Here is a 12,367-nt window from a genome sequence, read left to right as displayed (position 1 = left end):
CTTTCAAAAATTCAATTCCAGGACCCGGGTAAATGGCAGGAGCGGAGGGACTCGAACCCACGGCCCTCGGTTTTGGAGACCGATGCTCTACCAACTGAGCTACACTCCTACAAGGTAATCAGAAAGTTGAATTTCTTCAGGTCTTTCCGACACAGTCCTGCCCGGGCGGCAGGGTGTGCGGGCGGCTTATATCCGCCCGCACATCAAAGATCAAGCACCCAATGGTGCAAATCTTCAAAAATTATTCGATGATTTTCGCAACAACACCCGCACCGACGGTACGACCGCCTTCACGGATTGCGAAACGCAGACCTTCGTCCATTGCGATCGGTGCAATGAGGGTCGCGGTCATCTGGACGTTGTCGCCCGGCATAACCATTTCCGTGCCTGCCGGCAGCTCGATCGAGCCGGTGACGTCAGTGGTACGGAAGTAGAACTGCGGACGGTAGTTCGAGAAGAACGGCGTGTGACGGCCACCTTCATCCTTGGTCAGGATGTAAGCTTCTGCGGTGAACTTGGTGTGCGGCTTGATCGAGCCGACATGCGCCAGAACCTGGCCACGTTCGACGTCTTCACGTTTGGTGCCGCGCAGCAGCGCGCCAATGTTGTCGCCAGCTTCACCCTGATCGAGCAGCTTGCGGAACATCTCAACGCCGGTGACAATCGTTTTGACGGTGTCTTTGATACCGACGATTTCGACTTCTTCACCAACCTTGACGATACCGGTTTCAACACGACCAGTAACAACGGTACCACGACCCGAGATCGAGAACACGTCCTCGATCGGCATCAGGAACGGACGGTCTTTCGGACGTTCCGGTGCCGGGATGTAGCTGTCAACAGCTTCCATCAGCTTCAGGATCGCTTCTTTGCCAATCGCGTCATCACGACCTTCAAGGGCAGCAAGAGCCGAACCTTTAACGATCGGAATATCGTCGCCCGGGAAGTCGTAAGACGACAGAAGTTCACGGATTTCCATTTCGACGAGTTCGAGGAGTTCCTCGTCATCGACCTGGTCAACCTTGTTCATGAACACGACGAGGGCCGGAACGCCAACCTGACGGGCAAGCAGGATGTGCTCGCGGGTCTGCGGCATCGGGCCGTCTGCTGCCGAAACAACCAGGATGCCGCCGTCCATCTGTGCCGCACCGGTGATCATGTTCTTGACATAGTCAGCGTGGCCCGGGCAGTCGACGTGCGCATAGTGGCGGTTCGCCGTTTCATATTCGACGTGCGCGGTCGAGATCGTGATACCACGAGCTTTCTCTTCCGGCGCTTTGTCGATCATGCTGTAGTCCTGGAACGATGCGCCGCCGCTCTCTGCGAGAACTTTGGTGATCGCTGCGGTCAGCGTGGTTTTACCGTGGTCAACGTGGCCGATGGTGCCAACGTTCACGTGCGGTTTTGTACGCGCAAACTTTTCTTTAGCCATTACACTCAGATCCTAATCCGAACCAAAAAAAACACGTAAGAACCCACCGCACGAGCCGACGGGATCATATAAAATCTGGAGCGGGTGAAGGGAATCGAACCCTCGTCGTAAGCTTGGAAGGCTTCTGCTCTACCATTGAGCTACACCCGCATATTTTTTATTGCGAGCTCTCGCGAGGGCGAGAGAATGGTGGAGGGGGCAGGATTCGAACCTGCGTAGACTAAGTCGGCGGATTTACAGTCCGCTGCATTTGACCGCTCTGCCACCCCTCCATCAGGGTCAAAACGTTGTCGGGGTTAACCCCCGGCTTCGTTCGGCGAGGGAGGGAATACGTTGCAGGGCCTGTCCTTGTCAACAGCAAAAAAAACACGAAATCGGATTTCTTTTCCTATATGTTCCCCCTGTTTTCCATTCAGAGCGAAACAAACAGCATTCTTATCCTTACTGCCCGGAGGTTTCCGCCATTATGTCGCGTCGCAACAATTCACGTTCTGCCAACCGTTCGACCGGGACGGGTCCGGGCGACAGCTTCCCGCAAGACGATGATAAACGCGATGGCAATTCGCGTCGCGGACGAAAACGCGGTCGTGACGGCGGCAATGCCGGTGGGGCTTCGCGCCTGATTCTATTTGGTCGTCACCCGGTTCTGAACGCGATTTACAATCCGCAACGCACGATTCACAAAATCTGGGCGTCCGAGGCCGTGCGTGATGAAATTGTCGCTGCCCTCGCCGATACCGAACGCACCGATGTCCAGCTTGACGCCGCCGGGCGCACCGATCTGGATGAAATGCTGCCACCGGGCACCGTCCATCAGGGCATGGCGATGCATTGCGCCCCCCTGCCCCAGATTTCGGTCGAAGAACTGATCGCCGACACAAGGGACGAGGAACAATGCACGGTTCTGATCCTTGATCAGGTCACCGACCCGCACAATGTCGGCGCGATTCTCCGCAGTGCGGCGGCCTTTGGTGCGGCTGCCGTCATCGTGCCCGACCGTCACGCCCCGCCCGAAACCGGCACTCTCGCCAAATCGGCCAGCGGCGCGCTTGAAACCGTGCCCTATATTCACGCGGGCAATCTCAGCCAGACCATCGAGAAACTTAAAGGTGCGAATTTCTGGCTGGCCGGTATGGATGGCTATGCCGAACAAACACTGGCCGAAGCCAAGCTCAAGGGCCGGGTCGGCATCATCATGGGCTCCGAGGGCGAAGGGCTGCGCCGCCTGACGCGCGAAAATTGCGATTTCCTCGTCAAACTGCCGATGTCGGACCGCATCGAAAGCCTCAATGTGTCCAACGCCGCCGCAGTTGCCCTGTACGAGCTGTATCGTCGCTAGGAACAAGGCCCAAAGCCCGGATTCCCGGCAGCCAGGGCACCGCCAGAAGCAGGGAAAATATGCCGCAAAATTTGATGCTATTTTCCCTGCATCAAAGGCTTGCAATCGCGCGCATCCCGGACTATGTTTCGCGCCGCCCACGCCGGCATAGCTTTAACTGGTAGAGCAGCGGATTTGTAATTCGAAGGTTGGGAGTTCGAGTCTCTCTGCCGGCACCATTAAAAAGAAAACCCCGCATCGCCTTTTGGCTGCGGGGTTTTCTTTTGGCTACATAGAAAGCTCAAAAGTAGCAGCTTCTTCCTACGCTAACTTATCTATCACTTTTGCCTCGCCGCAATAACGTCATAACGTCTTTTGATTTGCTCAATTTCCTTGAGACACTCACTATCCCCAAATGCTTTGCTGGCTAATTCAATATCCATCAGGGATCTGTAAAAATAATTCCAAAGATCGCTAGCATATTCGCTCATACGGGGAGTATCGAGCATTCCATTCAAATGAAATTTAGGCGGATAACCTCCGTACATATCCATCGTATGTACCCCCGCCGCATGGACATAGCCTGAATACGCGCTTGCTAGTGTGTTAGAGAGTTGCGTTAAATCTGTAGGTTCACCGGCCTTTGGTGCTATCCTCGAAATATATCCTCTAATCTTCTTTCGCGACACCCTGTCGCGCTTCTGCGGAGATTCTACTGCGTTTAAATGTTCTTCAAACTCTTCTTGAAAGAACTCCTTTAGAAAACGCTGATGAAGTTCCGTCTGAGTGTCATTTGTGATGGCCAAAACCAAAAAGAAAATGTCTTCACCAATTTCATCTAATATTCTTTGGAGAGATGCCTGCTCTTGAAAAAAGCCGTTTTCTGAAAGCAAATATGCAGCACGTAGTCCACTTATCATTCTCGCAAGTTTTAAAATGATCGCTTGGTGGATTGTTTGCTCTTTATAACGATATACAAAGCCATCTTTCCAAGGTGTGATTTGAGGCTTGGGCACCTGAGCCTCTAATTTGTGAAAGGCATTATCAAGCGTCACGAAAGTATGCTCATATAATCTATGCATAGCCTCGTTCCCCAAATTGATACAAACTTAATAACCTTAACTATTGGCTTCGAATAGATGATCATTGCTGCATATATGATCAATTCGCAATCAACCGCCCGCCCAGCAAAACAAACGCCGTTCCCATCACCCCCTGAATGGCGCGATAGGCGCGGCGATAAACGCGCATGACGGCTTCGGTTGAAAAGAACCACGCCAGCGCCAGATGCCAGCCAAATGAGAACGTCGTCGTACCCAGCACAATCGCAAGCCCGACCCAGCCCGGCGCATCGGGGCGCAGCACAATCGACATGATCGAAAACCAGAACAGCGCGGCCTTGGGGTTGCTCATCTGCACCAGCAGCCCGCGCCGGACATAGCGCCATAACGGGCGATCCGCCTTCGCGTCCGACACGGGCACCTCAAGCCCCTGCCCCCGGCTTTTATAGGCACTGCGTAGCGCCATGAACCCCATATAGATCAGATACCCACCGCCAATCCAGCGAAGGGCAATCGCCACTTCCTCGGACGCGGCAAGAATCGCGGTCAGCCCAAGCACAGTCATCGTCGACCAGCAGATCGTGCCCGTACCGATGCCAAGCGCAATGCCCAATCCCGCACGGCGCGACACCGTCATCGAGGCACTTGTCACCGCCAGAAAGTTCGGACCGGGCGACATCACCGCCATGGCAAAAATCGCATAGGCGGTCAGAAGATAGGGGACATATTCCATCGCGTCCTCGGAATGTATGGTGGCTGGTGGCTTGCCCCGTCATGCGGGATTTGCGCGATAGTGCCAGTTTTCCGGCAAAACCGGAACGGGAATCCCGTGCGCGCGCTCCCTGCCCCGGCATCGAACCCGCGGCACCATAGACTCCCGCTTCCGCGGGAGTGACGGGCAGATTTGTAAAGGCCCCAAAACGTCATGCCCGCGAAGGCGGGCATCCAGTCAGCGGTACGACAAGCTCAATACGATGGCGTTACCGTCTCACTGCCAAGGGACACTATCGTTTCTCGACCAGAAACCCCTCGGCCATCAGGCTGAAGGCATCAACCGCCTTGGGCAACGCAGACTTCGGATCATCACTGTCCGCAACCCATAACGCCGCGTTCAGGGCCGCCCCGCACAGCAGCCGGGCGGCGGCATCGGTATCGACGGGCTTCATAACCCCCTCTGCAATCAGCCTTTCGACCGCTTCTTTGGTGGCCTCAAGGCAGGCATTCTGGCTGGGCCAATGTGACGGATCGCCAAGAATGGCTGGCCCGTCAAGCAGCACGATTCTCCTCACCTCGGGATCAAGCGCCATCGCGATATAGGCCGCCCCCTCTGCCAGAAGCTGTTGCCACCCGTCCCCGGCGCTGGCACTGGCCGCCCGCGCCCGCGCGGCCATCTCGCCATCGACCTGCGCGACAACGGCGGCAAGCAGCCCCTTTTTATCGCCGAAATTGTGATAAAGCGCGCCCCGCGTCAGGCCAACCGATGCGGTCAGTTCATCCATCGACGCCGCGGCAAAGCCTTGCGTTCCAAACGCCTTTCGCCCCGCCGAAATCAGCTTTTCGCGGTTTTCTTCCATCGTTTCCTGGCGACGCCGTGCGGCCATTGCGATCCTCCTTGGTAAATTACCCGACACATATCATTCCACATACGCCACGTATATAAAACTTGACATACGCAATGTATCTGAGTTTTATATACGTATCGTATGTGAAACTGCACACCCGGATACAAGGATAAATCCACATGGCACAGCGTAACGCCGTTTTCCCCGCCAACCGGCATGCCCTTTATGCCGAACACGGCTATTCCGCCGCGATCAAATCGGGCGATCTTCTGTTCGTTTCCGGTCAGGTCGGCAGCCGCACCGATGGCTCGCCCGAACCGGATTTCGAGGCACAGGTCCGTCTGGCATTCGCCAATCTTGAAGCAACGCTCAAGGCTGGTGGTGCCACGCTTGACGATATCGTCGATGTCACGACCTTCCACACCGATCCCGAAAACCAGTTTGAAACGATCATGAAGGTGAAGGGTGACGTTTTCCCAAAAGCCCCCTATCCGAACTGGACCGCAATCGGGGTGAACTGGCTGGCCGGGTTTGACTTCGAAATCAAGGTTATCGCCCGCATTCCGGGCTAAAATGCCAAACGGCGCGCGAGAATCCCCCCCCGCGCGCCGTTTGACCGACAATCAGATGAACGCTTGCCCTACCCGCGTTTCGAGGTCGCGTAGCGTTCCGATTCCTCGTAATAGGCATCAAATCCGATGCGATTGCGCAACTGCCCCCAATCCATCAGCATATCGGTGCGTGGCTTCCCGGCCTTCATCAATTGCAGGGTTTCAACCATCGCCTTCATGGCCGCTGCCATAAGCGATAACGGATAGGCCGCAATCTGATAGCCGATATCACTCAGTTCTTCGGGCGTCAGATCGGGGGTTTCCCCGCCTTCGACGATATTGGCCATCTTCGGCCCCGGCAGGGCCGCACAAAGTTCACGCATTTCCGCGACGGTTTTCGGGGCTTCGACAAACAGGATATCCGCACCCAGTTCGGCAAATTTCGCGGCCCGGTCAATCGCCTCGCTCAGACCATGCTGATGCCGGGCATCGGTGCGGGCCAAGATCAGGATATCCGCCCCGGCCTCGCGGGCATCGACGGCGGCCTTGATACGATCAAATGCCTCGTCCCGGCCAACAACTTCCTTGCCCTTGGTATGGCCGCAACGCTTGGGCGCAAGCTGATCCTCGATCATCACCGCGGCACAGCCGGCCTTGGCAAAGCCCGCCACTGTGCGTTTCACATTCATCGCGTTGCCATAACCGGTATCGCCATCACCGATCACCGGGATCGAAACCGCGTCGGTGATGTTGCGCGCCTGATCAAGCACTTCGCCATAAGACATCAGGCCAAGATCAGGCTCGCCGATCCGCGATGCGGCGGCCGAAAAGCCCGACATGAAGGTCAGGCCAAAGCCTTCCTGTTCGATCAGCTTGGCCGACAGCGCATCAAAGCAGCACGGCATGGTAATCAGATCACCCGTTGCCAGAAGCGCACGGAGTTTATCGGCAGGAGAGATTTGTTTGGTCATAAGCGTCACATTTTAAAGGGTATATAAAGGGCAAGATCATGCCAGACATACAGAATGGCCGCGGTCAGGAACATCAGAAGCAGGAACGGCAAAACACCGCGCGCCACCTCGCCCAATCGCGTTTTCGCCACCGACTGAATGACATAAAGGTTGAGCCCCACGGGTGGGGTGATCAGCGCGCATTCAACCATGATCACCATATAGACCCCGAACCAGATCGGATCAAAGCCAAGCGCCAGGGCCGCTGGCAACAGAACCGGCGTCATGATCAGCACCATTGATAATGCTTCAAACACCAGCCCCATGATCAGCAACACGACCGTCACCACGATGATAAAGCCAAATTCGGTATCGATCCCCTGGCTGATCATCATCGAGATATCCTGCGGGATGCGATACAGCGTGATCGCCTTGCCAAATACCTTCGCCCCGGCAATGATCAGAATGATCGCAACCGTGGTCGCCATGGTATCGAAAATCGCAAGCTTCAACGCCTTCCAGGTCAGAACCCGCATCCCCGCCGTAATCAGAAGGGCGGCAGCAAAGCCAATCGCCGCGGCCTCGGTCGGGGTGAAGGCCCCGGAATAGATCCCCGATATGATCAGCACCGCCAGAAGAACCGCAGGCAGGGCCTTTAACGTGGCGCGCTTGCGCTCATCCCATCCACTTTTGGGTTCGCGTTCCTGCCCGCCAAACCGGGCATAGATCATCGAATAGATGATAAACAGCAACAGCAACGCAATGCCCGGCCCGACCCCGGCAAGGAAAAGCGCAATCACCGATTCTTCGGTGACAAAGCCATAAATGATCATCGGAATCGATGGCGGGATCAGGATGCCAAGCGTGCCGCCCGCCGCCATCAGGCCATAGACGAAACGCTTGTTATAGCCGCGCTGGACCATTTCCGGGATGGCGACCGTGCCAATCGTGGCCGCCGTTGCCACCGATGAGCCCGAAATCGCGGCAAACACGCCACACGACAGGATGGTTGCCACCGCAAGCCCGCCCGGCCAATGACCGACCCACGCACTGACCGCGGCAAACAGGTCATTGCCGACCCCGGCGCGCAGCAGGATGTTGGACATCAAAAGGAACAGCGGCACGGACAGTAGGATAAAACCATCCAGTGTCGACAGGATTGCCTGCGGTGCCATCAAGGGCGAAAACCCGCCAAGGATCAGCATGGCAAGGCCAAGCCCGCCCAGCGCAAAGGCCACCGGCACACGAATAAGCAGCAAGGCGAACATTGCCGCAAGTGTCAGGATAATCGTCATTCGTGCGCCCCTTCCGGAATATCCTTGCCGCGGATCACGCCGACAATTTCAATGACGGCCTGAACAGCCAGAAGCGCAAAACCGATCACGACCGGGATTTCGGCAACCCATGCCGGAAGGTCAAGCATCGTGCCGCTGGTGCGGCCCCGCTCGAAACTCTCAAAAAAGATTTCCCAGCCCTTGACCGTCACCATAACGGAAAACACCAGAACCACCGCCATGGCGATGATTTCAAGCACACGGCGCATCGATGGTTTGCAAAGCCGGGTCACCGCATCGACGGAAATATGCCGCCGTGCCGCCAATGCCCATGGCATGCCAAGCAACGATCCCCAGATCAGGCAAAGCTGCGAAAGCTCTGCCGCCCAGATGGTGGGGCGGATAAAGAAATAACGGGCCACGACCTCATAGGTCAGCATCACACCCGCTGCGACAAACAGCAGGGCCGCAATCCAGGCCAGCAAAAGCATCAAACGATCAAACATGATGAAATCTTGGCCGTGCCGGGAATATGCGCCCCGGTCGCGACCGCCTCCTGAAAAGAGAGACAGATGAATAGATGAAAAGACATCACCGCAACGGCTTGGTTGCCCAAAATGCGGTGATGTCTTCCTTATTGGCAGTTCAGTCTGCAATCACCGGGCAAGGCTTAAAGCTTGCTGGCCGCATCAAAGACCTGCTTGCCCAGATCACCGGCGTGGTTGAGGAATTCCTCGTAAACCGGTTTGGCAACTTCACGCCATGCCGCCATTTCCTCGTCCGTCGGGGTATAGACGGTCATGCCGTTGGCTTTGGCTTCGGCATAGGCCTCGGCTTCGATCGATGACATGCGATCACGGACGTCTTTTTCCGCGTTCATTGCTGCGGTCGAAATGATGTCACGCTGCGCATCCGAAAGGCCGTTCCAGAAATCGGTATTGATCACCACGATGAATTCAACATCGGCATCGTTGGTGACGGTCACCGTATCCATGACTTCCCAAAGCTGGCGGGATTTGACGCCCGACATGCCGGTCATGCCGACATCAACCGTGCCACGCTGATAGGCGATATACTGCTCGGACCCGGAAACGAGGGTCGGCGCACCACCGGCTGCTGAAATGAAATCGCCCTGGGTTTTGGAAAAGACGCGGACTTTCTGGCCTTTAAGACCTTCCGGGCCTTTGATCGGGCCACCATTCGACAGCATGATCGATCCGCCATAAGCCTGCCACCACAGAACGGTCGCACCGGTATCGGCAATCGCCTCATCCAGCGGGCCACGCACCGGGGAACCTTTGGCAACGGCGGCACGGACTTTATCTTCGGAATCAAGCAGGAACGGCTGATAGAATACATCAACCGCCGGAACATCCCCGACATAACGGGTCAGCGACGCCACACCCATTTCAATCGCCCCGGAACCGACGGCGGCGGGAACTTCCTTGTCCTTGTAAAGCTGCGCACTGTCATAAATCTCGACCGCGATATCGCCGTTCGATTTTTCCTCGACCTCGTTCTTGAACATCAAAAGGTTCTGACCAAGGTGGCTTTTCATCGGCAGTTGCAGCGAAATCCGCAGGGTCAGATCGGCCGCAACGGCATTATGGGTCATGCCGGTAAAACCAACGGCAGCCATCAGGGCCGCCGCAAGGGCAAATTTCTTCATGACGAACGTCCTCCGGGTTTTTTTATTTTATACAAAAGCTTTCAGGCGCAAAGATGCGCTCAACCCGGTTTGGCATTCAAGATGTTTTGGTCATACCACTGTCACACGCATTAACCCTTAGTGCACCGCACAGCAGCATGAATGTCCTTTATTTCAGGGAAAAATCGACCATTCAGGCCATGTCATGCTGCGCCGCAAAACATGAATAATCGGGCTGATTATTCACTTTTTCTACGCAATCTGGCATGCCAGCAAAACGGTTTTGAATACAGAATACGGGAATCGTCCACCAGCGTATTACACAGCAAGCTGCTTATACATCACGGTGGTTGCGCTCAGCTTTTCGGAAAACGGATCGCGGGCATAGGCCGGGATCACGCCCGCCGTTTCAAAACCGAGCGAGGCATAAAGCGGCTCGGCACTGTCGCCTGTTCTCGTATCAAGTGTCAGCAGATGACGTGCTTTCGCAAACGCCCGTTTTTCCAGTGCCTCCATCAGTTTCCGCGCAATGCCCAGACGACGATAGTGCGGATGGACCATCAGCTTGCAGACCTCGCCACGATGGACCTGATTGGGCATGGTGGCGCAATCAAGCTGCACGGTTCCGACCACCTTGCCGCCCAGCAGCGCCACAAACAGATCGCGTCTGCCGCCCCTCATCGCAGGCAGGACCATATCGCGCCAGAATGCCTCCGCATCCTCGATGTCAAACGGGTCGATAAACCCGATGCTGGCCCCGTCATGTACGCAGGCATGCAGCATCTCGCCAAACGCCTCAAGGTGGCTTTCAAGCTGATCGGCGTCAAAGCTTGCAATGGTAATCTGATCGCTCATTTTTGGGGCCTCATACGATAAAAAGGTGGTAGCGCGCGCTGGTTTCGGCAGGTGCTTCAAAGCTGCTGGGCCCCGAAAGGCGGTATCGCAGGCAATCCCCGACATCAAGCTCATGGGTCTTGCCCTCCACCGTGACACGCAGTTGCCCGGCCAGCATCACCAGATGATGTTCAAGCCCGTCGCGTGGCGATCCGCCATACTCGATCCGTGTGCCGGGATCGAGTTCGCATTCGAGAACCTCTGCCATCAAATCCCGCGATGGCGGCGAAACCGACCGCCGGAAAAAGCCGGTTTCGGGGTCGACCCAGATCCGCTGCAAACCGCGATGCACGAGCGGAACAAACCCGTCCTCGACCATCTGCATCAGGCGTGACATCGGCAGGCCATAGGCGGCACAAAGCTTGCCCAGAACATGCGCCGTCGGGCTGACCTCGCCATTCTCAAGCCGCGACAGGCTGGCCCGACTGACATCGCACCGCGCCGCCAGCTCCTCAAGCGACCAACCCCGCTCCGCCCGCAACGCAGCAAGCCGCTCCGCAATCTTCCGATCCATCATATTACTCATTCAAAATTTCACATCAGGGAATTAATCCCATATACGGGAAATCGTCAACGAGAATCATCGTCGTTATTGAATGAGGCAGCGAATGAAGGGACGAAGAAAGAAGCAGCTCTGAGAGGATCGGTTTGCAATGCCAAGCCGCCTCTGCATTGCGCTTCGAGCACAGAAACACATACAGAAGCACATAGGGACGGGGGCACAAGGCGCGTTTGTTAGCCTTGGGCGAGATCAAACCCGTCGCGTGTCCAGCTTTGCAAACCGCCCTTCAGGTTCATCACCTTGCAATCAAGATGCGGCAGAACGGCGTTGGCGGCCCCGAAAGATCGCTGTCCGACGGCACAAATGAACACGAAATCCGTCTCTGTATCGTCGGCAAGGTCGACAAGTGCCGGAATATCGAAAGTCGAGGTCGGCATATTGATCGCCCCGCTGATATGACCGGACCTGAATTCGTCGGGTTCGCGGACGTCAATCAGGGTCACGTTACCCTGTGCGATCAGGTGATCAAGTTCACCACTTTCGACGAAATTCACGCTACCATCGGTCATTCGATACTTCCCTTCGGGGCGGGTTTGGCGCACAGTAGAAAGACAGAACTGATATAATTTTGCTGTTTGACTGTGCAATTGCAAAATGGGTACGGCGGATGAATTCGCCGTCAGAGTGCCGGTTTCCCGGCATCCGGCCCGGTCACTTCGACGTGATCGTTTCGCAAGCGTTTTTACCAACAATATTCGTAGCTTGACCATTGCGGAATGATACCGGAAGCCCCACGTCAAAGAGACAGGGTCACAGGAGCGGACCTTATCCGGGTGCATTCACCGGCTACGCCCGCCCCTAGGAAAAAGTGACTTTGGGTCGCCGCAAAGCGGGACTTTGACTATTACCATTGCCGGTTGCAAATATTGCAAGCCATTCTAAAAAGTCATCAAACCCATTTTCTTTGCCATCATCTGGCAGACCTTTAAACGAACCTTAAATAAAGTTCATTATTTTATTTACTCACCGCCCGATTGAACGATTCGTTTATTTCGGACGTAGGCAGAATGAACGGCGGCTACTTTCAATGCCACCGCAGCGCAGCAAACCCGCTGCCGTCTTGCAACAGGATCGGGCAATCCGGCCATCATGCCGGTTAAGCCCCAAGATCAAAA

Annotated in this window: 13 protein-coding genes and 4 tRNA genes; 3 read left to right on the top strand and 14 right to left on the bottom strand. The window is 55.8% G+C overall.

Annotated elements, in window-relative coordinates; translation table 11 throughout:
• Window positions 1-33 precede the first annotated feature (33 nt).
• The 4 genes from IT971_RS05705 to IT971_RS05690 all read right to left on the bottom strand — a co-directional run bounded on the left by IT971_RS05705 (window position 34) and on the right by IT971_RS05690 (window position 1,704).
• Window positions 34-109, bottom strand: a tRNA-Trp gene (locus tag IT971_RS05705).
• Between the two features lie 132 nt (window positions 110-241).
• A complete protein-coding gene (gene tuf, locus IT971_RS05700) occupies window positions 242-1,432 on the bottom strand; it encodes an elongation factor Tu (protein WP_040059651.1) in 1,191 nt (396 codons plus the stop codon).
• A 76-nt stretch (window positions 1,433-1,508) separates the two neighbouring features.
• Window positions 1,509-1,582: transfer RNA gene (locus IT971_RS05695), tRNA-Gly, on the bottom strand.
• 37 nt (window positions 1,583-1,619) lie between these two features.
• Window positions 1,620-1,704 (bottom strand) — tRNA-Tyr (locus IT971_RS05690).
• Between the two features lie 194 nt (window positions 1,705-1,898).
• Here IT971_RS05690 and rlmB point away from each other — a divergent pair.
• Together rlmB and IT971_RS05680 are read left to right on the top strand one after the other, a co-directional pair.
• Window positions 1,899-2,771, top strand: coding sequence for a 23S rRNA (guanosine(2251)-2'-O)-methyltransferase RlmB (gene rlmB / locus IT971_RS05685; protein WP_037992445.1), 873 nt, complete (start codon window positions 1,899-1,901; stop codon window positions 2,769-2,771).
• Between the two features lie 141 nt (window positions 2,772-2,912).
• Window positions 2,913-2,989, top strand: a tRNA-Thr gene (locus IT971_RS05680).
• Window positions 2,990-3,088: 99 nt separating this feature from the next.
• Here IT971_RS05680 and IT971_RS05675 read toward each other — a convergent pair.
• The 3 genes from IT971_RS05675 to IT971_RS05665 form a co-directional block, all read right to left on the bottom strand.
• Window positions 3,089-3,805 (bottom strand): hypothetical protein, encoded by a 717-nt coding sequence (locus IT971_RS05675; RefSeq protein ID WP_139190008.1) that lies wholly within the window; start codon window positions 3,803-3,805, stop codon window positions 3,089-3,091.
• A gap of 106 nt (window positions 3,806-3,911) precedes the next feature.
• Window positions 3,912-4,544, bottom strand: coding sequence for a LysE family translocator (locus IT971_RS05670; protein WP_063096166.1), 633 nt, complete (start codon window positions 4,542-4,544; stop codon window positions 3,912-3,914).
• Window positions 4,545-4,815: 271 nt separating this feature from the next.
• A complete protein-coding gene (locus IT971_RS05665; RefSeq protein WP_063096168.1) occupies window positions 4,816-5,412 on the bottom strand; it encodes a TetR/AcrR family transcriptional regulator in 597 nt (198 codons plus the stop codon).
• Between the two features lie 140 nt (window positions 5,413-5,552).
• Between IT971_RS05665 and IT971_RS05660 the strand changes: the two genes are divergently transcribed.
• Window positions 5,553-5,945, top strand: a complete 393-nt coding sequence (locus IT971_RS05660) for a RidA family protein (RefSeq protein WP_063096170.1) — start codon at window positions 5,553-5,555, stop codon at window positions 5,943-5,945.
• Between the two features lie 68 nt (window positions 5,946-6,013).
• Here the strand turns inward: IT971_RS05660 and IT971_RS05655 are convergent, their stop codons facing one another.
• From IT971_RS05655 to IT971_RS05625, 7 genes are all read right to left on the bottom strand, one after another.
• The gene (locus IT971_RS05655; protein WP_037992440.1) at window positions 6,014-6,895 is read right to left on the bottom strand and encodes an oxaloacetate decarboxylase; all 882 of its coding nucleotides are present in this window, start codon (window positions 6,893-6,895) and stop codon (window positions 6,014-6,016) included.
• 5 nt (window positions 6,896-6,900) lie between these two features.
• The gene (locus IT971_RS05650; RefSeq protein WP_063096172.1) at window positions 6,901-8,169 is read right to left on the bottom strand and encodes a TRAP transporter large permease; all 1,269 of its coding nucleotides are present in this window, start codon (window positions 8,167-8,169) and stop codon (window positions 6,901-6,903) included.
• Window positions 8,166-8,654, bottom strand: coding sequence for a TRAP transporter small permease (locus IT971_RS05645; protein ID WP_037992438.1), 489 nt, complete (start codon window positions 8,652-8,654; stop codon window positions 8,166-8,168). Before IT971_RS05645 ends, IT971_RS05650 begins: the two co-directional genes overlap by 4 nt.
• Window positions 8,655-8,818: 164 nt before the next feature.
• A complete protein-coding gene (gene dctP, locus IT971_RS05640; RefSeq protein ID WP_063096174.1) occupies window positions 8,819-9,817 on the bottom strand; it encodes a TRAP transporter substrate-binding protein DctP in 999 nt (332 codons plus the stop codon).
• A gap of 297 nt (window positions 9,818-10,114) precedes the next feature.
• The gene (locus IT971_RS05635) at window positions 10,115-10,651 is read right to left on the bottom strand and encodes a GNAT family N-acetyltransferase (protein WP_063096176.1); all 537 of its coding nucleotides are present in this window, start codon (window positions 10,649-10,651) and stop codon (window positions 10,115-10,117) included.
• Window positions 10,652-10,661: 10 nt separating this feature from the next.
• The gene (locus IT971_RS05630) at window positions 10,662-11,216 is read right to left on the bottom strand and encodes a helix-turn-helix domain-containing protein (RefSeq protein ID WP_063096178.1); all 555 of its coding nucleotides are present in this window, start codon (window positions 11,214-11,216) and stop codon (window positions 10,662-10,664) included.
• A 209-nt stretch (window positions 11,217-11,425) separates the two neighbouring features.
• Window positions 11,426-11,761, bottom strand: coding sequence for a rhodanese-like domain-containing protein (locus tag IT971_RS05625; RefSeq protein WP_007092240.1), 336 nt, complete (start codon window positions 11,759-11,761; stop codon window positions 11,426-11,428).
• Window positions 11,762-12,367 lie beyond the last annotated feature (606 nt).

Source organism: Thalassospira sp. B30-1 (assembly GCF_015767575.1).
Taxonomy (GTDB): Bacteria; Pseudomonadota; Alphaproteobacteria; order Rhodospirillales; family Thalassospiraceae; genus Thalassospira; species Thalassospira xiamenensis.
This window is presented reverse-complemented; position numbering and strand designations above follow the sequence as displayed.